The organism is Bacteroidota bacterium (assembly GCA_018831055.1).
GTDB lineage: Bacteria > Bacteroidota > Bacteroidia > Bacteroidales > B18-G4 > M55B132.
On record JAHJRE010000167.1, the window covers coordinates 1 to 21,856 of the forward strand.

The following is a 21,856-nucleotide window of genomic DNA, read 5'->3' on the forward strand; positions in this document are numbered from 1 at the left end:
AAGAATGTCATCCTGATGATCATCATTAAAATCTTCTATGAGGTAGGAGTGAGATGGGAGGTATATTTTTATGATATATCGTGGCCAAATCGAAAACCTTTTTTCAGCCGGCAATTGTCCGCCGAAATGCATTTGGTTGTAATCCCCGGCAAAAGCATAGTATTGACTGGTTGGTATTTTCAGGATGACAGCGTTTAACAATCCTTCAGGATGTGTTTGTTCTGTTTCAATAATTCTTCCGCCATGCTTGTGGGTTAATGCTTCCAGTATCTCCAGGCGTAAATCGGATTTGCCGGGAACCGATTCTGTATGCCTTGTTCCTTTATCCTTTTTGGGGGATGTGATTTGCATCTCTGTCTCTGGCTTAAGGGGGAGATAATATTTACCCGGGATGAGTATATAGGCAAGCCCTGCTAACATAGCCGCGGTGATCAGAACCTTCGGCCATAAAGGAAATGACCGCATATGTGGATGTGAGTAACTATCTTCTTTGCTGATACGATCCAGTACTTTATTTATCATGTTATCCGGTGCTTTTGTCGGGGGCAAGGACGCAATGTCCTGCTGGTATTGTTGCAGGTACTTCCAGTTTTCTCTGCATTTCCTGCACGATGAAAGATGTTTCCTGACCGCATCCTGATCTTTCTGAGTTAAGCTGCCGTCCAGGAATTCCGATAACATTCCGCTAATCTTACGGCAATTCATAATACAACCTCCTTTTAAGATAATTGGCCACTTTTATCCTGGCCCTGGCTAGTGTAGATTTTACTGTACCTGACTTCAAATGAAGCAATTCCGAAATCTCTTCATAGGTTAACCCGTCTATGTCTCTTAAGATCAGCACGCTTCTTTGATTGCCCTCCAGAAGGCTGAGGCCTTCATAAATCATTTTTGTTTTTTCCCTGGCTATTACAAGACTTTCCGGGTCATCAGAACCTTTGTCAGGAATTGTACTGTTTTCCTGAATTAGCTTTCTGAACCTGAACCTTTTTGAGTTATATGTATTATGGCAATGATTTATCATGATCCGGTATAGCCATGTTCCAAAAAGCGATTCTGAACGAAAATTTCCCAGATTATGAAAAACTTTTATAAATATTTCCTGTGCGAGATCCTCTGCATCTGCCTTATTGCCTGAATAAGCAACACAAAACCGGAAAACTTTGTCCTGATAACGTTTCATCAACTCCGTAAAGGCTTTTTGATTCTTGTTTTTCAGGAATTCATTTATATATACGGAATCCGGTTCCATAAATTTTTGCTTTGCTTCAACTATCCGGACAGGTTTGCTAAATCCGGGCGGTTGAAAGCCCTAACAGAGCATTTTTGATAGATGGTGTATAATGATCCTAAAATTAATACTTTTCCAGGAATTCCGGATTGGAAATCCAAACTGCGAAATATGGAAGCTCTGCGTTTTTCTTTTTCATGTATACAAGAAAAGGTCTGTCGAAAATATACTTCCCTTCATTCGGACCTTTCTTTAAAACAATCACGGATTGCGAAATTGTACTGGCTCCGGTTTCATCCAAACTGAAATTTAACGTTTGTCCTGCTACCGCGAAAAAATATTGTTCAAAGCCTTTATTTGCCAGGTATTTCCCTGTTAGTTCTTCAAAATTATTCTCAGTAAAAAGATTGATACAGGGAATAACCAATAATTCTCCTCCTGTCAGTTGCCGGGGCTGTGTATGTGCAATTCTGTTTTGTACGTCCCTGATGGTTTGGTTCATTGTTTTCCCAAGAGGTATCTTTGCAAGTATCAATTCACTGTCTGTTGCTTTGCCTTTAAGTTTGACAATGAAATCGTTGCAGTCCTTATAGTCATAGATTTCTACCTGACGGCATATTTTTTCCAGGTCTTTCAGCATGCTGTCGGCATTGCTGATTCCAAAGCATTTTACATGCGCGTATTTTCCATTATAAAAGAAAGGGTAGGGAGAAGAGTGTTTCAGGAAGGGATGGCGGAAACTTATTTTTTCACGAAATCCTGCATAACAAATGATATTATCGTATCGGTCGCTGTAATTTTTCAAATATGGGTTGACAAAACCGTATTTTGCTTCAAGTGCTCCGTTAATTTGCTCAATTATACCGTCTTTAACGAAACCGGCAAGAGCAACAAAATCATCCGAACCCTGAAACAGTCCGGCTTGTTTATTTAACTGAGGAACCAGGGAGACAGGTTCTTTTGTGCAGATGTCATCTCCGATAATAACTTTCAGTTCATTCCAGGCTGCAAGAAATGAAGACGCGAATACTATATTCTGGTTGGGTTCTATCTTTTCATCCAGGTGTGCGATAGCCATAGTCTGGAATGTGGTTGTTGCTTCCTGGCCGTTAGACCAGAGTGCAGACAAAACGGATGAACTTATGATCAGGATAAGCAGGTTTGATTTTAAAGTTTTCATGGGTAAAATATTTTATTCCGTCTTTTGACAGGATAATCCATAAAAAGTTCCAATCAAACTCCAAAATTTTCCCTGAAAAGGGTTTCTTTTTAATTTTCAGGGCAATCGAATGAATTTCCTTGTAACGGATTTTCCATTATAAACAAGATGCATGAAGTACAGGCCCGGGGAAATTCCGGTCAGGGAGACCGGATTATCATCAAGGATCCCTTCCTGTACAATTCTGCCGGAGATATCGCTGATCCGGTAAAATCCTGTATTTATTCCTGATACAGAGATATGATCGTCGGCCGGATTGGGATATAAGGTTATATCATTCGTTTGCTCAGGCTTTTTCAGGATGTTTGAAAAACTGCTCCCACAGGGTGTGGAGTCATTCAGGAAATATTGATGGATAATATCGATCCTGTTACGTAGCAGCTCTCTTGAAGCAAGATGGCTGGGATTCTTGTAGTCACGGGCAAAAATAAATGCCATATCGAGGGCATGCTGATCTCCCGGAGCAAAGGTAAACGGACCGGATGAAAGGATCCCCCTGCGGTCGGAGGGCAGGTTGCCAGCTATTTCTTCATACCAGTAAACACCGGGTTGATTGTAAGGTTCGGGAGGTGGTGTGCATCCTGTTCCCCAGTTGAGTGTGTCGGAATTTCCGGGATACACAAATCTGCAATCGGATCCTATTGTATCTGATCCTGAATGGCCTGCTGAACCGTATTTAAGGTGTGTATTGTCGGCCCAGACGGATTGGAGCATGTTATAATAGTCGAAGGCATAGTAAGGTTCCAGGGAATAATTGGTTGAAAAGCTCATGGAATAGGTCATTCCCAATCGTTCATTATCCACGATGCCATCGTCAAAATTCAATCCGTTGATGGAAAAATCACAGAGAGGATTTCCCTGAAGGTCTACCGTGGGATTATCTTCCCCGTCGGGATCCATGAAAGGGCCGCCAAGCAGGGTTAATGACTGTGCGGGCGGGTATAGGCCGTAACTCCTGTCAGAATATGCAGGATAAGCGGGATCGTCATCATCATCGCCGTTGTAAACATAAATGGAGCTTTGTGCGACATCGCTCCCGAAAAAATCATCCCAGGGATTTCCCAGGTCAAAATCAGCAAACATCCCGGCATAGGTATCATAATAAGTTGTGTCGGATGTGTTTATTAGTGTATAATGCAGGAAAAGCGACTGGTTCAGTGCCGAGTCCTGAGGGCAGTCGAACGCATAGGCCATGGCGTTTACCTGTATTCCCAGCTTCCTGCCCTGGGTTTCGGTATGGGCATCACGTGTGTCGTTGAAAACAAAAAACAAGGTTTTATCGCCCCGGATCACCGGATAGTCGCCCTGCATGGGATCGTAATGGCCGTCTCCATCATAGTCGTAATAAGGTGCGATATCAGGTGTTTGTCCCAATGACTCATCCCCGTGTGCAGGCCAGGTTGCTATTTCTTCGGGAACAATATAGTCCGGTTTCCACCAGTTTGCCCGGTGATCTTCTACTTCCTGGCGACTCAGGCTCCACATCTTTTGCCATTTGATCAGGTAATCCTCATCATAAGAATCGGAAACCGGTCCTATAAAATAATCCACCCCAACCTGGCGGTAACGTTCTGCGGCAAGATGCAGATTGCCGTATTCGTCATTTCCTCCTATCCAAAGTGTGCTGCAAAACATGCTTCCCTTCTTCGAATTGCCAGGGACATAAAAATGCACCCCCTCATTGTAATAATCCCAAAAGTGACCTCCCCACGCATTAAATCTTGCACGGATATCATTTATGTCAAGCCAGCCAAAAGAATGATTCTCAATGATAATAATAAGGTAACCAAATTCCGAAACCAATCCGTTGTTAATATCTTTGATCAGGTACTTCACACTGTCAGTCCTGTCAAGGTATATCTCGGAGGTGTATGTGATGATGCTATCCTGAAACGTTGCCATTCCATACTTTGCATCAACATAATAAATAACCGATGTGTCTCCTTCCTGGGTCGCATCGTTGACCATAACATTTACGCTGATGGGTATACCGGCCATGGCTGTGGCTAAATCATCGTATGCAACCGGTGGCTTGTCCTGGGCTACCGTAAAAAGCGATAAGATAAACAAAAGGCTAAGTAAAATAATGGTTTTCATACTAGTTGGTTTTTGGGTTCCGCTTTATATTCATATCTGATGTGATCAAAAATATGATAAAATTGAAAGAAGTTCAATGTTAAGTCAGTTAACGGTTAGTAAAAAATCAGTTAACGGTCACCCTCATCTCGACAACGAGCGAAGCCGGGTTGTCAAAACAAAAATTGACTTCACTTTTCAATAAAGTAACACCATTAAAAAATTCGTAACTCACTCAGATTCTAAAATTTATACTGTTTCTAAATTAACAACGGCTACATTCAAATCGAAAAAATAAACTAAATTTGGCTTGTTAATTTATTAACAATTAAAATGTTGCAAAACATAATCTATAATTAAGTAACACAATAATTTAATCAGGAATTATTATGAGAAATGCTGTCCAAAACATTCTGAAAAAGTTTGGAAATGACCGAGGCAGATTGATGGACATCCTGAAAGATGTTCAGCAGGAGTTTGGGTATGTCGGAGATGAGGCAAAGCAACTCATTGCCGGGGGCTTGAACATCTCAAAGGTAGATGTTGAGCAGACCTTATCCTTCTATCATTTCTACACGGATGCCCCACGCGGCAAGTATACCGTTTATTTGAACGACAGTCTGGTAGCCTGGATGATGGGGATGGCCGATGTGGCTGCTGCATTTGAGCGTGAAGCCGGATGCCGGTTTGGTTCTGTCAGTGAAGATGTTATCATTGGCTTGTTTTACACATCCGATATCGGGATGAACGATCAGGAACCTGCTGCCATGATCAATGGCAAGGTTTTTACCAGTCTCACACCGTATGTTGTGAAGGATCTGGTAGCCGATATGCGTAAAGGAAAACCGGTAGATGAGATGATTAAACGTCATGGTGACGGCAGGAATGCTTCACAATTGGTCAGATCCATGGTAAATAACAACATCCGCAGAAAGGGGGATGTGATTTTCTCCGAATATTCTGCTGGCAGTGGTTTAAAGAAGGCATTGGCTATGGATCCCGCACAGGTTGTAGAAACCGTAAAGGCTTCCTATCTGCGTGGCAGGGGAGGAGCCGGTTTCCCGACCGGGTTGAAATGGGAATTCTGCCGCAGGTCGAACAGTGAGATTTCATTTGTATTATGCAACTGTGACGAGGGTGAGCCGGGGACTTTCAAGGAAAGGGTTTTACTAACCGAATATCCACACCTGGTATTTGAAGGGATGATCATTGCCGGTTATGCTGTCGGAGCCAAGTATGGCATCCTGTATCTGAGGCAGGAATATGAATATCTGCTTGCATATTTGGAAAATGTGCTGACTGAATTGAGGAACAGTAAGTTATTGGGTAATGATATAGCAGGAAAGACCGGATTCAACTATGATATCCGTATTCAGCTGGGAGCCGGTGCTTATGTATGCGGTGAAGAATCCGCACTGATAGAATCATGCGAGGGTAAACGCGGAGAACCCAGAAACCGTCCTCCTTTCCCAGTCCAGAAAGGTTACCTGAACCAGCCTACCATCATCAACAACGCAGAAACTCTGGCATCTGTTGTTAAGATCATGCTTAACGGAGCCGACTGGTATACGATGATGGGATCACGCGAAAGTACAGGGACGAAGCTTCTCAGTATTTCCGGTGATTGCAAGTATCCGGGCGTATACGAGGTAGAATGGGGTGTAAGGATCAGAGATATACTTGAAATGTCCGGAGCTGAAGATGTTCAGGCTGTTCAGGTTGGTGGACCTTCCGGTGAATGTATCGGCCCTAACGATTTCAAGCGCACTATTTGTTTTGAAGATCTTCCAACGGGTGGATCCATGATCATTATCGGGAACAAACGCAACCTGATCCGCGATGTAGTGGTCAACTTCATGGAATTCTTTATTGAAGAATCATGTGGCTCATGCGCACCTTGCCGTACACTGCCCACATTGCTTAAACATAAATTGGAGAAGATCCTTAACGGTCATGGAGTACTTCAGGACCTCGACGATCTCCAGAGCTGGGGAAGCAAAATGAAAATGGCCAACCGTTGTGGACTGGGTCAGACTGCCGCGAATCCCATCCTGAGTACCCTCAAGAATTTCAGGCATAAATATGAGGAATTAGTCAGAAAGGATGTGGATTATGCTTCGGAATTCGACATGGCAGCTGCCGTCGCCGAATCATGCGAATATGTTGGGCGTACCCCTAAATTGTAAAATTGTGTTTGAACATTAAACTTACGAAAATGGCTGATAAAATTAAATTTACCATAGACGGAAAAGAGTGCTTCGCCGAACCGGGTCAGAGTATTCTGGATGCAGCTCTCGATAATGGCGTTTTTATTCCATCCCTTTGTCATATGAAGGGTGTTATTCCTGCAGGTTCATGCCGAATCTGCAACGTAAAGGTAGCCGGCAGGTTTATGACCGCATGTACTACACCGGTTGCCAACGGTATGGAGGTGGAGAATGATATTCCCGAGCTCCAGGAGTTGAGGATATCGATCATCGAAATGCTTTTTGTTTCAGGAAATCACTTCTGCCCTGCATGTGAAAAAAGCGGTAACTGCGAGTTACAAGCCCTGGCGTACAGGTACCAGATGATGGTACCCCGTTTTCCTTATATTTTCCCGGAAAAAAAGGTGGATCCAGACAGTCCGAAACTCTTTATCGAACGTAATCGCTGCATCCTTTGCAAACGTTGTATTCGCACCTTGAAGGATGAATCAGGGAAAAACATGTTCGCTTTCAATAAAAGAAGCAATAAGCTCACGATCAACCTCGATCACGAACTTGCTGCAAATATTTCCGATGAAATGGCACAAAAAGCCATGGATACCTGCCCTGTAGGCTCCATTATCAAAAAGGAGAAAGGTTTCGACCAACCTATCGGACACAGGAAATTCGATAAGAAAGCAATCGGAACAGATATTACCAGTGTTGTTTAGTTTAAAAATTGGAGGCATAATATAATGAGTAAACCTATCGTAGCAACAACATCCTTAGCCGGCTGTTTTGGATGTCATATGTCGCTCCTCGACATTGATGAGCGCATACTTGAACTGATAGAACTTGTCGAGTTCAATAAATCACCGATAGATGACATCAAGGTATTTACCAAGCAATGCGATATTGGACTGATCGAAGGCGGTGTATGCAACAGCGAAAATGTTCATGTGCTGAAAGAATTCAGGAAGCATTGCAAGATCCTCGTTTCTGTGGGTGAATGTGCCATCATGGGAGGTCTTCCTGCCTTACGTAACGGTATTCCCGTTAAAGAATGTTTGCAGGAAGCGTATCTCAACGGCCCTACGGTGACCGAGAACACAGAGCACATTCTTCCCAATGATGATGAATTGCCCATGATCCTCGATAAAGTATATCCATGTCATGAGATCGTGAAAATCGACTATTACCTGCCCGGTTGTCCTCCCAGAGCCGACCTTATCTGGAATGCTCTGGTAGCGCTGGTAACAGGCGATGAATTGAAATTACCCTATGAAGTTGTAAAATTTGATTAAAAGGAGACAGACATATGACTAAGAAAATAACCATAGAACCGGTAACCCGGGTTGAAGGTCACGGAAAAGTCACCATACACCTTGATGATCAGAATAATGTTTCTCAATCGAGATTGCACATTGTGGAATTCAGGGGATTCGAAAGGTTTGTCCAGGGACGGCCCTATTGGGAAGCTCCCGTGCTGGTACAGCGTCTTTGCGGTATCTGTCCGGTTAGCCACCATCTGGCCGCTGCCAAGGCTCTCGACGTGATCGTCGGTGCCGGCACAGGCGACGGACTGACCCCGACCGGTGAGAAAATGCGCCGTCTCATGCACTACGGACAAATGTTCCAATCGCATGCGCTGCATTTCTTCCATCTTGTTTCACCCGACCTGCTCTTCGGTATCGACTCCGATCCGGCAATTCGTAATGTTATCGGTGTTGCGCTCAAACATAAAGACCTGGCCGTAATGGGCGTAATGATGCGTAAATACGGACAGGAAGTGATCCGTGCCACTGCAGGTAAGAAAATTCACGGAACCGGCGCCATTCCTGGCGGTATCAATAAGCACCTTACCCAGGAAGAAAAGGAATTCTTCCTGAATGGACCCGATCCCATGAACATTGATAAAATGCTCGAATGGTCTGTTGCCTCTATCGAATTCTTTAAGAATTACTATAAGGAGCACAAATCCTTCATCGACAACTTTGCACATTTCCCGTCGAACCACCTGAGCCTTGTCAGGAAAGACGGCGCCATGGATCTCTATCATGGTGTTATTCGTGCCGTCGACAGCGAAGGAAACAAGATACTCGACGATATCGACTACCAGAACTACGAGGAATACATCCTGGAAGAAGTGAGGAACTGGAGTTACATGAAGTTCCCCTACATTAAAAAGCTGGGTAAGGAAAAAGGCTGGTACAGAGTAGGACCGCTGGCCCGTCTCAACACGGCTGATTTCATCCCATCACCTTTGGCACAGAAGGAGTTTGAGATTTTCAAATCTCTCACTAACGGAAAACCCAACAATCATTGCATGCATTACCATTATGCACGTTTGATCGAATTATTGCATTCTGCTGAAATGATAAAGGAACTGCTGCATGATCCCGATCTGATGAAGGGAGACCTCACGATCAAGGGTACCAAGCAAAGCCGTGGTGTAGGACTTATTGAAGCTCCAAGGGGTACTCTCTTCCACCACTATGAGATCAACGATAAGGATCAGATAGTGTTGGCCAACCTCATCGTGTCTACAACCAACAACAATGAACCGATGAACCGCTCAGTTAACTTTGTTGCCAAGAGTTGGATGAACGGACAGAGGGAGATCACCGAGCCCATGATGAATGCAGTGGAAGTAGCCATTCGTGCCTATGACCCCTGCCTGAGCTGTGCAACCCATGCTTTGGGACAAATGCCCCTGGATATTTCCCTGTACGATTCGGAAAATAATCTGATTGACAGGAAAACAACCTAATAGTGACAAAAGTTCTTTTATATGGTTTTGGAAATCCGGGTCGCCGGGATGACGGGTTAGGCATTGCTTTTGTCGACAAAATTGAGCAATGGGCATTATCCGCCGGTAAAACGAATATGGAGTTTGAGAGTAACTACCAGCTCAACATTGAAGATGCTGAAGTTATTGCAGGGAAAGACCTGGTGATCTTTGCTGATGCTTCCAGGGAGGAGATCAGCGACTATTGCGTTAGCAAGGTGGATGAATCTTCCAAGGTCGCTTTTACCTCTCACGAAGCATCACCGGGATATGTTGTGAAGCTTTGCAAGGATCTTTTTGGCAATGCCCCTCCTGCCTACCTGGTTCATATCCGTGGATATGACTGGGATTTTGCGGAAGGGTTGTCGGAAAAGGCTCTTGAAAACCTTGATAAAGCAGTTGCATGCTTCCTGGATATACTGGAAAAACCCGAAACCTTTATCGAAGGGACAAAGAATGTAAAGTTTTGTTGATCATATCGAAAATTTAAAAATTCAATTATGGATCTATCTACAAATTATATGGGATTGAAACTAAGGAATCCCATCATTGTCAGCAGCTCAAAGCTTACCAGCGACATACAGAACATTAAAAAATGTGCTGATATGGGAGCGGGTGCCATCGTGCTCAAATCATTATTTGAGGAACAGTTGCTTGCCGATTCACAGAAGTTGATGGACCAGGATGATAAGTATTTCTGGTTTCCCGAAGCCGTGGATTTCATCAACACCCATTCCAAAGAACAGGGTGTGAAGGAATACCTGGGATTGATAAGTGAAGCCAAGAGGCTTACAGAGGTTCCTATTTTCGGGAGCATTAACTGTACTACATCCCATGAGTGGCCAAAATTCGCCAGGAAGCTGGAAGAAGCCGGCATCGACGGACTGGAGCTGAATATAGCAGTCTTCCCCTTTGATGCAAAGGTTAGCAGCAAGGAGATCGAAGATGTTTACGTGGAGATCGTGGAAGCTGTGAAAAGTTATGTCAGTGTTCCCATCGCCGTAAAGATCGGTCCTTGTTTCACCAATCTCATGCAGATAGTTTCCAGGCTTTCTGAAGCGGGTGCCGATGCGGTTGTACTGTTTAACCGATTTTATCGTCCGGATATCGATATCAACCAGGAAAAACTCATGATTGATAATTATATGAGTGCTCCGGAAGAAATCACCCAGCCATTGCGCTGGATATCCCTGCTTTCCAACCAGGTAAAATGCGATCTGGCCGGAAATACAGGAATTCACGATGCCAAAGGCATGGTCAAGATGATCTACTCCGGTGCAGCCGCAACCGAGATTTGCACCACCCTTTATAAAAACGGTATTGGTTATATTGACAAAATGCTTCAGGACCTTAAAGGCTGGATGGAAGAGCATAACTTTAATTCCATTGAAAGCTTCAAAGGAAAGATCATCACTAAAGCTGAAAACCTTGCCGCATTCGAAAGGGTTCAATTCATGAAGAAAACCCTCACGGAACACTGATAATTGTTTTATACAGGATGATAAAAGAGGCGCTTTGACTTTGGTTTAAGCGCCTCTTTTTGTTGTAAAACGCTGTCGGGTCCTTCAGACGCTGACAGGTTTGGGATTGGGTGAAATATTGAAGAGCCGGATTTAAACAAAAAAATCCTTATTCCAATCCGGAACAAGGATTTTACTTAAGATACAAGTTTATGTTCAAGGTTAAGTGGCTTCGATTTCCTTGAATCTTTTGTCAAAAGCAGGATCATAATCATCCTCGATAAGTCCGTTTTCCCCGATCCTGTAACCCTTGGAATTTCTTCCGGTTTTCACAATGTTTTTCCCTTCGCAGGCACTGATGCCCGTCCATTTGCAGTTTTGACAATGCGATAAACCATTGATCTGTATCCCCCAGCATTCATCGCCGGAAAGCTTCGATGTGTCTATATTACGCATAGATTTTGACTTAAAAAGTAAAGATAATCACAATATCCTGAATAGACAATAGCAGGTTTAATTTAAATTGAATTTAAATAGATTTTATTATCCAGAATATCCCGATTAAAATTGCAAACGATGCGCCTGCAATACGCAGGATGGTGAACCATTTAGCCTTGTGCGACAATGAGGTTCGTGAGGAAAGCACCCCAAGGATGACAGCAAATAAAGCCATTGCCCCGACGGTTCCAATGGCAAATCCTGTGAGATATATCACAGATTCGAAAAGCGTAGGGAAAGCAAGGGTAGGAAGAATGAGAATAAGATGGGATACTCCTGCAAAACCGTGCAACGTACCAACCAGAAAAGCAGTAATGTTGTTTTGGCGTAAGGGTTTAACATGGTTGTGCTTATGCTCTCCGTTGTCTGCTGTATGTATGTGTCCATGAACATGAATATAATTATCACCATTGTGATGATGGTGTGGGTGCGAATGTTCATGAGCATGCTTTTTGTTGCGCAATTTCAGGAATGTCCATATCCCGATGATGATAAGGACTATTCCGACAAGGAGTTCACTATGTCCGGAAATGGCTTCAATAGGGATCAATTGTTTAAAAAGGAGGAACAAGACACCGATCAGCAGCATGCCCAAAACGTGGCCTAACCCCCAGAGAAAACCAACCGACCAGGCTTTATGTTTGTTTTCAATGGCAAGCGGCGTAACCGCTGCCAGGTGATCCGGTCCGGTAACTACATGAACTGCGCTGGTAATGATACCTGTAAGTAATGGGAGCATAAAATATTATTTTATTAATTCAAAGATTTCATCTCTGTTCCATTCACCCCAATAGCGAATGGCATGGGCTCTGATATCCTGCCAGTAAGGGTCGGTTAATGCGCCATACCGTCCGGCTGATGTTTTTACATCGTTGCGGATGGTATTCCAGTATTCCGTTTTAAGCCTTAGCCTAACGCTTGAGCCATTATAGCTAAAAACGGCTTCAGGCCTGATATTCTCGTCATTGCTAATGCTGATCAAGCCATGACCGAGGGTGGCTCCGGTACTCACCTGCAACCCATCGTTCATGCAAGATACAGGAGGCTGGGTTCCTGCAAAAGAAATCACATTAACATGGTCTGCTTCTGCGTCCAGTTCCTCCAGGGCACGAATCCCCATCTTCATGCCAATGATGGCATATATTCCCAAATGGCCATGGATCTCGTTCGTGAGTACTCCGGCCCTCCATTCCGCCATTCCATGATTATCAATGATGTGCCGGATATAAGGCCTGACATCGTCACAGAACAATTCCTGATGAAAAGGGAATTCTGTAAAAACCTTCTCCTGGGTGTCGACTCCCGTTATTTTATATTCCATATATGTATGATGATTTTCATGATTATCCTGATCATAAACGGTTTCCTGACATTGAGCCCATAATGGAAATATCAGTAATACCGATAATAACCCGGTCTTGTGTTTTATCATGATCCGGGTGTTAATGAAAATTCAATTCCTCCCATTACCGTAGTGCCTGGCATCGGGTACCCGTAATTTATCTGATACTCTGTGTCGAGAAGGTTATCTCCGTATAGGAAAACCTTCAAATAACGATTAATGCCGTAGCTTACCCTGGCATTCAGGATTGTGTAATACTCAGTGCTTTCGGTGGGTTTGATCCGGGTGTAAAGCTCTCCTATATAGCTCACGTTCGCATTGAATGTAAATTTCTTAAGGTTGTATTTTGCTCCCAGGAAAAACTTGTGCACAGGAGCCCCCGTTACGGGATCATCCATATGCAGGAAGGAATAATTTGTGTTAAGGCTGAGATTTTTCAGGATTAGTACCTTTCCCAGGAATTCCACCCCGTAATGACGGAAAGCTCCTGTATTCTCATTCAGCACATTGGGAAATTGTCCGACAGTCATGATGAGGTTTTTCCCCTCGGAATAATACGTGGTTATTTCCAGGTTTGCTTTATCATCAAAGAATTTCTGCAGCCATCCTAGTTCGTAGTTCCACATGGATTCGGGTTTCAGGGAGGGGTTGGCGGGAGCCCAAAGATATAATTCACGCAGAGTCGGACTTCTGTAGCCTTTGGAAGCTGATGCTTTAATGGTTGCGTTTGCCGTTACAGGAAAGGATGCTCCGATCTGGGGTATCCATTCATCACCATAGTTTTCGTTTACCTGCCAGCGCAAACCACCGGTGAGAATCAGCCATTTTCCGATCCCCTGCTGGTAATATACATAGGTGCCGGCCTCGCTTACTGATTTATCGGTGATTTCCGATAACTTATTCCCGTTGTCATCGCGCATTTCGGCGTATCCTGCATTATCCTGATAATCGAATCCCACGGTAACCGTGCTGTGGACGGAAGGGCGGAAGGATTCGTACATCATTAGCCCTTGATTCTGGTCGGTGGAATAAAATCCATCATAAACGTCATGTTCCCCGAAATTGTAATAGTACTTTATCTCACCTTCGGCATTTCTGAAGCTGTTCTCTAAAGAAACGGAGCCCATCCCCCGAAGGATATCCACCCAATGTCGGGGATCTGTGTTTGGAGCTTCTATGGTTCCCGGATCATAGGATTTGAATTTAGCTATGCTGCCATCGATGTTCAGTTTAAAATTAGAATTGATCCTGTATCCGGCTTTCAGATAGCCGTTGTTGATGTAAAATTCGGAGCCGGGGCGGTGGCCTTGTGTTTCATCATGGTTGGCAGACACAAACATGCTGAACTTGTTTTTTTTGTAGCCAACGCTGCCCATATATTTTTGTGTGAGGTAGGAGCCAAAGGCAACGCGGGCATTCGCGGAAAGCCCGTCCTGCTGTTGTTTACGCGTGATAATATTAATCACTCCCCCCATCGCATTGGATCCGTACAGAAGGGATGCAGGTCCGCGTATTACCTCTACTTTTTCAGCGTCGGAACTAACGTAGGAGTCGGGTAGGGGATGCCCGAATATTCCCATAAACTGAGGATGCCCGTCGATAAGCATTAGGACGCGTGTATTCGGTGTCCCACTTATTCCCCGTATGCTTATCTGTCCGGCTGATCCATCGGAGACTCCAAAGCCTGTAATGCCTCTTTCCGTGACAAAAACTCCGGGAACATAATCGCTGACCACCGGGAGTATAGCCGACTCTCCGCTTTCATCCAACTCTTCACGGGTAACTACCGAGACTGTCAGCGGGTTGTTATTCCTGGATACCTGAACCCTGGACCCTGTTATCACGGCTTCTTCTGCCTGATAAACCTGGGGAGTGAGAGAAAAATCAATGGTAAGAGGAATGTTTTCCTTAATGGAGACGATCTGTTCTGTAGTTTTATATCCTACATAGCTGGCCTGAAAAGTGTAATCCCCGGCTGGGAGACCGCTAAACCAAAATTTGCCTTCATAATTGGTGGCTGTTGTCAGTTTAAGTCCTTTTATCGTTATATGGGCCCCGTTCAGTGTTGTTGAATTTGCCTTGTCGGTAACTGTGCCGCTAACCTGGGCCTGGCTGTAAATCCAGGAAAGGGTTAGGATGGTAAGCAATAGTATTCGCATTTGTATTGGGTTAGTGTTAATAATAATATTTTCGTGTTACTTGGTGGGCAAAAAAATTAAGGAGTGCTCATGACTAACTGGCCGTGTTTGATCCCTTTCAGGGCGATGAGTTTATCGGCAAGGTCTTTGAGTTTTCCGGCCTTACCTTTTACGGCAATGGTTTCAAGACAATTATGATGATCAAGGTGAACATGCTGTACCGACAGGATCAGATCATGGTAATCATGCTGAAGCTCTGTGGATTTATTTTGCAGGTCGCGTTTGTGATGGTCGTAAACTAAAACTATGGCACCGGCAACTTCCTCGTTTGCATCCCATTTCTCTTCCACAATATTTTTGTTTATCAGGAAGCGGATGGCCTGGGAGCGGTTGGGAAACTGGTGGTTCGCAACCAACAGGTCAAGTCGCTGAAGCAATTCTTCCTCCAGTGATACACCGAATCTTTTTACCTGCATAATAACAACATTTGAAATTTCGTGGCACAAATGTAGAAGCAAAATTATTTGGAAGCAATAAAAATTCCGAATAGTCTTATCGTCACATGGTTTATACTTACCAGTGTCTATTTTTATAAACGGAAATTAAATCCTATATTTGATCATCCAAACCATCATAAAATGATACGCGATATACTAAATAAGGAAACCCTTGAAAAGGAAGACATCCTGGAATTACTGGATTGCAATGAAGATGAAGAAAAGCTTTTATTTCTGAAGGCCAATGATATCCGGGATGAATACATAGGCCGCAAAATCTTTTTACGGGGGTTGGTTGAGGTTTCGAATGTTTGTTCCAAGAATTGTTATTATTGTGGTATCCGTGCGGGCAACAATAAGGTACAGCGTTATACCATTCCTGAAAAGGAAGTAATAGAAGCTGTGAGTTTTGCCTGGGAGCAAGGTTTCGGATCTGTAGTATTGCAATCGGGAGAGGTTGAGAATAATCGTTTCACAAACTATATCGGGGAGATTATCCGCAGTTCAATGGATATGTCGGCTGGGGAACTGGGCCTAACCTTATCCTGTGGGGAGCAGAGTCTGGATGTTTATCGTTTTTGGCGGGAAGCAGGTGCCCGGCGTTACTTACTCCGAATTGAGGCTTCGGATCCTGATTTATATGCCAAGCTGCATCCTGAGGATAAGCACCACGATTACGGAAAGCGCATGGGAGCATTGCATAATCTTCGTTTAGCCGGGTTTCAGACAGGAACCGGCGTTATGATAGGCTTACCATTTCAGACGAAGGAGCATTTGGTCTCCGATCTTTTGTTCATGCGTGACCGTGACATTGACATGGTTGGCATGGGTCCCTATGTGATACACAAGGATACTCCCTTATATGAGCACCGCCACCTGGTTCCTTCGTTGCAGGAAAGGATACGCCTGTCGCTCAGAATGGTTGCTATATTGAGGATCATGATGAAGGATATTAATATCGCATCGACAACCGCTTTATCAGCAATAGATCCGCAAGGGAAGATCATGGGCTTAAAAGCCGGAGCCAATGTGATCATGCCAAACATCACCCCGGCAAGGTACACGGCAAATTATAATCTTTACGATAACAAACCATATATTGACGTATATTCAAACCGGACCAGGATCAGTTTTGAGGAGGAGATCCGGGAGGCAGGCTTTGAGATTGGGTATAGTGAACGCGGTGACTCCCTTCATTATGAAAAGCGCATGGCCACATGAGCAGGTATTTCATAAAGCTTTCTTACAATGGTTCCCGTTATCACGGCTGGCAGATGCAGGAAAACGCCGTTAGTATACAGGATCTGATTCAAAAGGGATTAAGTTTTCATACCGGGGAACAGATTGAACTTACTGGCTGTGGCCGAACAGACACCGGCGTTCATGCAAGAGAGTACTATGCTCATTTTGACCTTAACCGCGATCAGACCCCGGATTTTCTGGAATACCTGGTTTATAAATTGAACAGTTTTTTGCCCGATGATATCGCGGTATATGAGATTTTCCCTGTTCCAAAGGAATTGCACGCACGCTTCGATGCCATCTCCCGCACTTATGAATACCAGGTTTTACGAAAGAAAGACCCCTTCCTGGAAGATTTTGCTTATTACCTGTATGGAGAACTTGATGTTGACAGGATGAACGAAGGTGCTGCCTTATTGCTTAAATACGATGACTTTACAAGTTTTTCGAAACTTCATACCCAGGTGAAAACCAATATTTGTCATTTAATGCATGCCAGATGGGAAGAAAGCGGGAATCTATTGGTTTTCACCATAAAAGCTGATCGATTTTTGAGAAACATGGTCAGGGCTATAGTCGGGACATTACTGGATCTCGGAAGATCCAAAATCACCCTGGAAGACCTGATCCGCATCATAGAAGTCAAAGACCGCTCAGCAGCAGGATTCTCCGTTCCCGCAAAAGGATTGTTCCTGACTGGTGTAGAATATATCGAACCCATTCCCCGTCCCCTATCTATTGATCATTGATCCCCTCGGCTTCGCTCGGGGCAGGCAATTGTTCATTGTTCCCCTCGGCTTCGCTCGGGGCAGGCAATTGTTCATTGTTCATTGTTCATTGATAAAGGCGTTTCTGAATTGTACAAGACTCGGTGGCCCTGCCCATTTCCCATTTTCCTTATGGCCGTGGTGTTGCAGGGCTATCCTTCCTTTTTCCGGGATACCCGGAAGTTGAGCATTATCTATAACAACAATGCCATTAAGCTCTACGGTAAGATATTCCCCCTTCATGGTTATTTTAAAGGTATTCCATTCGCCGATATTTTTATCAGCATTAGTGCTGGGAGTTACACCTCTTTTGATTTCAGCAGGCATGTCAGGATCGGTCCGGTAACCATACACTTCACCTGATCCTATGGGCCAGCACCAGATATTCACCTGCGATTTGCTGTTTCCCCGGAGGTAAATTCCTGAATCCGAATCGCGAAGGGCCATTACAACAGGCTTGCCGTTCTCATCCAGTTTAACATTGCCATCCGGAAGAATAAGTGGGACACCAGGGTTGGTAAAAGGTGTTTCTTTGATCCTCCAATCGATCAACAGGGTGAAATCACCATATTCTTTTTCACTCCACAGGTTTTTATCACCAGCGGCCTCGCTGGATGCGTCATAATCAATAACTCCGTCGATAACTTTCCAGTGGCCGTTATCTCCCTCAGGGATGATCCAGCCCGTCAGGTCGTTGCCGTTGAACAGGGAAACAAACCCTTCCGGTAGAGTTGATGTTTGGGAATATCCTGGAAATAAAAAGAATAGCAGAAGCAAGGTTGTCAGGAGGTTTACTGTTTTCATGTTGCTGTATTATTGGTTATGTTTTCTCAATCATTCCTGATACCCAATTATTTTTTATGCTCGACTTTAATAAGTTTTGAAGTATCATATCCCAGAGATTTTGCTTGTTCGACGAGCATATCATAAACATCCGGATCCATTTCGGGTTTTCTTCCAAGGATCCACAGGTATTTTGATGAAGAACTGCCTACAAGCGCGTAATCATAGTTTTCTTTGTCGATTTCCAGGATATAGTAATCGGCTCCGATAAAGGGTATGAAGTATACTTTCAGCCATCCGGGTATTGAGGGGTCTACTTGTCTGGCTGTGGCTTTTGCTTTTTTATGCTTGCCGTTCGGTGAATCTTTGTACCCCTCATTTAATACCCTGATTTTGCCATTTTCCATAATGGAATACGTAGCCGTGACTGCGCTCAGGTTTTTTTCAAAAGAGTGAGGAAACCGGGCGATCTCATACCATTTGCCAAGGTAACGCTCCAGGTTAAAATCTTTAACTATGTGTTGCTTCATTTTCATATTCCAGGATTTATCGGAAGGGTTGCAATTAATAAGAATAATTGCTGCCAGGAAAAGTAAGAGAGGAAAGATAGTCTTACTGCCGGGAATGATGTTCTGATACATAATAGATCATTTTAACAAAGATATTAAACTTTGATCACGAAGAGATTAGCTTCGTGGCTATTTATTCCCTGTAACCTTTCCATTGTTAACCCAAATGCACCGGTTAAAAATCAACTAACTAAAAAACAGGCATTTCTTCGTAAATATGCTGAGCCATAAGCTCACCCGTTGATGTAAATAACTAACCCCAAAAACAAAAAAATGAAAAGAAAATGGATTTATGTTACAGTCGCAGGAAGCCTGCTTGCCGCATCGGTAATGCTTTTTCTGCGAAATGATTCCGGAAAAAGTGAAAGGTATGCCCAGCATGTCCGGTATCTGCATGAATTATCCGAAAACTACCTGGCTGAGGATGTATCGGGAATCGAGAAAAAGAAGGAGGAAGTTGCAATGGACAGTCCGGATTTGGCAGCCTTCCAGGATTTTCGCAGGATAATGGATCCGCTGGAAAAGCGTGTCCCGCTGGAAAGGCTCATTAAAGCACGGGAAATAACACAAGAAATGGAAGAAAATGGTTCTGCCGGCACCAGGTCTTTTCAATGGGAAAACGGTTTATCGAATATTGGCGGCAGGGTGAGGGCTTTCATGTTTGATCCCCTGGACCCGGACGGAAAGAAAGCCTGGACAGGCGGTGTAACAGGGGGATTGTGGTATACGGAAGATGTGACGGACCCGGCCACATCCTGGAATCCTGTTGACGACTTCTGGCCGGCAATGGCCATCAGTTGCATTTGTTCCGATCCCAACGACCCCCAGCAATTTTATGTAGGTACAGGTGAGCCTCAGACGGCATTGCTGGAGTATCGATCATCCTGCGGATTAGGTGTAGGCATCCTGCACAGTGCGGATGGCGGGGATACCTGGCAGGTGATGGATTCAACTAAAAGCTTCCAGTTCATTACCGATATGGCAGTTGTTGATGATAATGGGAGCAGTGTGATCTATGCCGGGGTGGCATCCGGATTATACATGGGACAGCAGCATTTCAGCGAACCTTCCGATGGTATGTTCCGTTCTTCCGACGGTGGGTTGACCTGGGAGCAGGTCCTGCCCGATATTGAAGGTCTGAATGTTCCTTATATCCCATCGGATATTGAAATAGCTTCCGATGGCAGGATTTGGGTTGGAACATTTCCGAATATTGATCAGCAAGGCGGGGGAGTCGTATTATGGTCTGATTCAGGTGATCCAGGATCCTGGAATGTTTTTGATGACTATGTGACCATCATTGAAGGGGAGGATTTTAATATACCCGGGAGGGTGATGCTTTCAAGCTGCCGGAGTGAACCCGGGGTAATTTATGCCGCAATCGCTTCCGGCACCAACAACGGTTTCTGGGTTTATCATTGCTATCACATCATTCGTACTGAAGATCATGGTGCAAACTGGACCGACTGCGCAGTACCCATAGGTTGGAATAACAATAACTGGGCATATATTGCCTGGCACGCACTGATTATCGCAGCCGACCCAAACGATCCTTCGACAGCGTGGTGTGGTGGGCTTGATGTGCATAGGACAACGAATGGAGGTGCTTCCTGGCAGACACTGACCGATTGGACGCTGATGTATAGCGGGGGAGGACAGGATTATGTTCATGGGGATATTCATCGTATAGAATTCAGAGAAGGTGGTTCTGAAGATATCATCATAACTACCGACGGTGGCGTTTTTTACACCGGTAATGGGAATCAGTCGCAGCCCGTTTGGTATGAGATGAATACGGATTTTAACACCCTGCAGTATTATACAGTCACGCTAACCCCAGAGGATGATGATGTTTTTTCAATTGGTGGAATGCAGGACAACTGCACATTCTATTACTACGGACAGAATATTACCCTTAATGACATACTTAGCGGAGGCGATGGCGCTTATTGTTTTATCGATCAGGATGAACCGGATGTCTGGATCACTTCCTCGCAGAACAATGTGTATTCTGTTTTTTCAGGAGGTATTCAGGTTGGATATATAAATAATTATGCCAGCGGTAACTTTATTTGTCCCGCCGATTACGATTACCGGAACAATATTCTTTATGCCAATGCTGTGAGTTTCTTTGGTTACAATGCGAACCGGCTTCTCCGTTTAACAGGGATACCTGATAACATAAGCGGAGGGTTTGTAGTGACAGGGACCGCGACTACGGTTCCTTTCACTCATGTAAAGTATTCTGTGTATTCTCCAGCCAACAAAACTACTTTATTCCTGGGTAATGAGGCTGGGCAGGTATACAGGATAGACAATGCCGAGAGTTTTCCAACAGCCACGGAGATCACCGGGCCGGATATGCCTGTTGCCAGTGTATCCTGCATTGATATTGCCGGATCGGAGGACACCTTGATTGTGACCTTTTCCAATTTCGGGGTTGAATCTGTCTGGCAAACCACCGATGGCGGGGCATCCTGGGAAAACAAAGAAGGAAATTTACCCGACATGCCTATCCGATGGGCGATCTATCATCCTCATAACTCGAGCCAGGCCATGCTGGCTACTGAGATGGGGGTCTGGGCAACGGTAAACCTTCAGGATGAAGATGTTTACTGGGAGCCGGTTAACGACGGGCTTGCCAATGTGAGGGTGGATATGCTGAAGGTACGGTCATCGGATAACCGTGTGGTGGCCGCTTCCCACGGTCGCGGAATGTATTTTGCGTATTTCGACCGGATCCCTACCGGTATGGAAGAAAATACTCCTTTGCTGGCAAGGGTTTACCCGAATCCTGTTTCAGGCCCCATCAATGTTGAACTTGTCCATGAAGGGAAATATGAGTTGATTCTGACCGATATAGGAGGACGTGAAATTCACAAGGAAACCCTGCCGCATGCGTCAAGGGGGGATATAATTCAGATGGATATGAGCAAGTATCCATCCGGAGCTTATCTGATCCATATTCATCACGAAGGAAGCGGGGAAGTGGTTAAAGTTGTGAAGAGATAAATGTTTGATAGGAGGGTACTGGGTGCGGTCCCGACTTTCGTCGGGATG

At 44.4% G+C, this 21,856-nt stretch carries 20 protein-coding genes; 9 read left to right on the forward strand and 11 right to left on the reverse strand.

Annotation, left to right across the window (positions count from 1 at the left end; translation table 11 throughout):
- From KKA81_10810 to KKA81_10825, 4 genes are all read right to left on the reverse strand, one after another.
- Positions 1 to 705: zf-HC2 domain-containing protein (locus tag KKA81_10810; GenBank protein ID MBU2651414.1), on the reverse strand; the 705-nt coding region annotated here is incomplete at its 3' end.
- Positions 692 to 1,252 (reverse strand): RNA polymerase sigma factor, encoded by a 561-nt coding sequence (locus KKA81_10815; GenBank protein ID MBU2651415.1) that lies wholly within the window; start codon positions 1,250 to 1,252, stop codon positions 692 to 694. The genes KKA81_10815 and KKA81_10810, both read right to left, overlap by 14 nt.
- 103 nt (positions 1,253 to 1,355) lie before the next feature.
- Positions 1,356 to 2,411, reverse strand: coding sequence for a hypothetical protein (locus KKA81_10820; GenBank protein ID MBU2651416.1), 1,056 nt, complete (start codon positions 2,409 to 2,411; stop codon positions 1,356 to 1,358).
- Positions 2,412 to 2,507: 96 nt separating this feature from the next.
- The gene (locus KKA81_10825; protein MBU2651417.1) at positions 2,508 to 4,547 is read right to left on the reverse strand and encodes a T9SS type A sorting domain-containing protein; all 2,040 of its coding nucleotides are present in this window, start codon (positions 4,545 to 4,547) and stop codon (positions 2,508 to 2,510) included.
- 368 nt (positions 4,548 to 4,915) lie between these two features.
- Here KKA81_10825 and KKA81_10830 point away from each other — a divergent pair, with 368 nt between their 5' ends.
- Genes KKA81_10830 through KKA81_10855 form a run of 6 tightly spaced genes read left to right on the forward strand, consistent with a single transcriptional unit; the run spans position 4,916 to position 10,981 of the window.
- Positions 4,916 to 6,712 (forward strand): NAD(P)H-dependent oxidoreductase subunit E, encoded by a 1,797-nt coding sequence (locus tag KKA81_10830; GenBank protein MBU2651418.1) that lies wholly within the window; start codon positions 4,916 to 4,918, stop codon positions 6,710 to 6,712.
- Between the two features lie 29 nt (positions 6,713 to 6,741).
- Positions 6,742 to 7,443, forward strand: coding sequence for a (2Fe-2S)-binding protein (locus KKA81_10835; GenBank protein MBU2651419.1), 702 nt, complete (start codon positions 6,742 to 6,744; stop codon positions 7,441 to 7,443).
- A 24-nt stretch (positions 7,444 to 7,467) separates the two neighbouring features.
- Positions 7,468 to 8,016 (forward strand): NADP oxidoreductase, encoded by a 549-nt coding sequence (locus tag KKA81_10840; GenBank protein MBU2651420.1) that lies wholly within the window; start codon positions 7,468 to 7,470, stop codon positions 8,014 to 8,016.
- A 14-nt stretch (positions 8,017 to 8,030) separates the two neighbouring features.
- Positions 8,031 to 9,482 (forward strand): Ni/Fe hydrogenase subunit alpha, encoded by a 1,452-nt coding sequence (locus KKA81_10845; GenBank protein ID MBU2651421.1) that lies wholly within the window; start codon positions 8,031 to 8,033, stop codon positions 9,480 to 9,482.
- A 2-nt stretch (positions 9,483 to 9,484) separates the two neighbouring features.
- Entirely contained in the window at positions 9,485 to 9,973 is a 489-nt protein-coding gene (locus KKA81_10850) for a hydrogenase maturation protease (protein ID MBU2651422.1), read from the forward strand.
- Between the two features lie 27 nt (positions 9,974 to 10,000).
- Positions 10,001 to 10,981, forward strand: a complete 981-nt coding sequence (locus KKA81_10855) for a dihydroorotate dehydrogenase-like protein (protein ID MBU2651423.1) — start codon at positions 10,001 to 10,003, stop codon at positions 10,979 to 10,981.
- Between the two features lie 201 nt (positions 10,982 to 11,182).
- On the opposite strand, the gene KKA81_10860 is transcribed toward KKA81_10855, so the two are convergent.
- From KKA81_10860 to nikR, 5 genes are all read right to left on the reverse strand, one after another.
- Positions 11,183 to 11,416 carry a hypothetical protein gene (locus tag KKA81_10860; GenBank protein ID MBU2651424.1) on the reverse strand — a complete coding sequence of 78 codons (234 nt, stop codon included), beginning with the start codon at positions 11,414 to 11,416 and terminating at the stop codon, positions 11,183 to 11,185.
- A gap of 73 nt (positions 11,417 to 11,489) precedes the next feature.
- Entirely contained in the window at positions 11,490 to 12,197 is a 708-nt protein-coding gene (locus KKA81_10865) for a sulfite exporter TauE/SafE family protein (protein MBU2651425.1), read from the reverse strand.
- A gap of 6 nt (positions 12,198 to 12,203) precedes the next feature.
- A complete protein-coding gene (locus tag KKA81_10870) occupies positions 12,204 to 12,890 on the reverse strand; it encodes a formylmethanofuran dehydrogenase subunit E family protein (protein MBU2651426.1) in 687 nt (228 codons plus the stop codon).
- On the reverse strand, positions 12,887 to 14,959 hold the full coding sequence (locus KKA81_10875; protein ID MBU2651427.1) for a TonB-dependent receptor: 2,073 nt from the start codon (positions 14,957 to 14,959) through the stop codon (positions 12,887 to 12,889). The genes KKA81_10870 and KKA81_10875 overlap by 4 nt, the downstream gene beginning before the upstream one ends.
- Positions 14,960 to 15,015: 56 nt before the next feature.
- Positions 15,016 to 15,414 carry a nickel-responsive transcriptional regulator NikR gene (gene nikR / locus KKA81_10880; protein MBU2651428.1) on the reverse strand — a complete coding sequence of 133 codons (399 nt, stop codon included), beginning with the start codon at positions 15,412 to 15,414 and terminating at the stop codon, positions 15,016 to 15,018.
- 162 nt (positions 15,415 to 15,576) lie between these two features.
- Here nikR and hydE point away from each other — a divergent pair, with 162 nt between their 5' ends.
- Together hydE and truA are read left to right on the forward strand one after the other, a co-directional pair.
- Positions 15,577 to 16,656 carry a [FeFe] hydrogenase H-cluster radical SAM maturase HydE gene (gene hydE, locus KKA81_10885; GenBank protein ID MBU2651429.1) on the forward strand — a complete coding sequence of 360 codons (1,080 nt, stop codon included), beginning with the start codon at positions 15,577 to 15,579 and terminating at the stop codon, positions 16,654 to 16,656.
- A complete protein-coding gene (truA, locus tag KKA81_10890) occupies positions 16,653 to 17,426 on the forward strand; it encodes a tRNA pseudouridine(38-40) synthase TruA (GenBank protein MBU2651430.1) in 774 nt (257 codons plus the stop codon). Before hydE ends, truA begins: the two co-directional genes overlap by 4 nt.
- 78 nt (positions 17,427 to 17,504) lie before the next feature.
- Here truA and KKA81_10895 read toward each other — a convergent pair whose 3' ends face one another.
- Positions 17,505 to 18,248, reverse strand: coding sequence for a DUF1080 domain-containing protein (locus KKA81_10895; GenBank protein MBU2651431.1), 744 nt, complete (start codon positions 18,246 to 18,248; stop codon positions 17,505 to 17,507).
- Between the two features lie 47 nt (positions 18,249 to 18,295).
- On the reverse strand, positions 18,296 to 18,763 hold the full coding sequence (locus KKA81_10900; protein ID MBU2651432.1) for a lipocalin family protein: 468 nt from the start codon (positions 18,761 to 18,763) through the stop codon (positions 18,296 to 18,298).
- 306 nt (positions 18,764 to 19,069) lie between these two features.
- Here KKA81_10900 and KKA81_10905 point away from each other — a divergent pair, with 306 nt between their 5' ends.
- Positions 19,070 to 21,808, forward strand: coding sequence for a T9SS type A sorting domain-containing protein (locus KKA81_10905; protein ID MBU2651433.1), 2,739 nt, complete (start codon positions 19,070 to 19,072; stop codon positions 21,806 to 21,808).
- Positions 21,809 to 21,856 lie beyond the last annotated feature (48 nt).

Coding starts and splice junctions, on each gene's coding strand:
- KKA81_10815 (MBU2651415.1), bottom strand. CDS start 1,252: ATGGAACCGGATTCCGTATATATAAATGAATTCCTGAAAAACAAGAAT.
- KKA81_10820 (MBU2651416.1), bottom strand. CDS start 2,411: ATGAAAACTTTAAAATCAAACCTGCTTATCCTGATCATAAGTTCATCC.
- KKA81_10825 (MBU2651417.1), bottom strand. CDS start 4,547: ATGAAAACCATTATTTTACTTAGCCTTTTGTTTATCTTATCGCTTTTT.
- KKA81_10830 (MBU2651418.1), top strand. CDS start 4,916: ATGAGAAATGCTGTCCAAAACATTCTGAAAAAGTTTGGAAATGACCGA.
- KKA81_10835 (MBU2651419.1), top strand. CDS start 6,742: ATGGCTGATAAAATTAAATTTACCATAGACGGAAAAGAGTGCTTCGCC.
- KKA81_10840 (MBU2651420.1), top strand. CDS start 7,468: ATGAGTAAACCTATCGTAGCAACAACATCCTTAGCCGGCTGTTTTGGA.
- KKA81_10845 (MBU2651421.1), top strand. CDS start 8,031: ATGACTAAGAAAATAACCATAGAACCGGTAACCCGGGTTGAAGGTCAC.
- KKA81_10855 (MBU2651423.1), top strand. CDS start 10,001: ATGGATCTATCTACAAATTATATGGGATTGAAACTAAGGAATCCCATC.
- KKA81_10860 (MBU2651424.1), bottom strand. CDS start 11,416: ATGCGTAATATAGACACATCGAAGCTTTCCGGCGATGAATGCTGGGGG.
- KKA81_10865 (MBU2651425.1), bottom strand. CDS start 12,197: ATGCTCCCATTACTTACAGGTATCATTACCAGCGCAGTTCATGTAGTT.
- KKA81_10870 (MBU2651426.1), bottom strand. CDS start 12,890: ATGATAAAACACAAGACCGGGTTATTATCGGTATTACTGATATTTCCA.
- KKA81_10875 (MBU2651427.1), bottom strand. CDS start 14,959: ATGCGAATACTATTGCTTACCATCCTAACCCTTTCCTGGATTTACAGC.
- nikR (MBU2651428.1), bottom strand. CDS start 15,414: ATGCAGGTAAAAAGATTCGGTGTATCACTGGAGGAAGAATTGCTTCAG.
- hydE (MBU2651429.1), top strand. CDS start 15,577: ATGATACGCGATATACTAAATAAGGAAACCCTTGAAAAGGAAGACATC.
- truA (MBU2651430.1), top strand. CDS start 16,653: ATGAGCAGGTATTTCATAAAGCTTTCTTACAATGGTTCCCGTTATCAC.
- KKA81_10895 (MBU2651431.1), bottom strand. CDS start 18,248: ATGAAAACAGTAAACCTCCTGACAACCTTGCTTCTGCTATTCTTTTTA.
- KKA81_10900 (MBU2651432.1), bottom strand. CDS start 18,763: ATGAAAATGAAGCAACACATAGTTAAAGATTTTAACCTGGAGCGTTAC.
- KKA81_10905 (MBU2651433.1), top strand. CDS start 19,070: ATGAAAAGAAAATGGATTTATGTTACAGTCGCAGGAAGCCTGCTTGCC.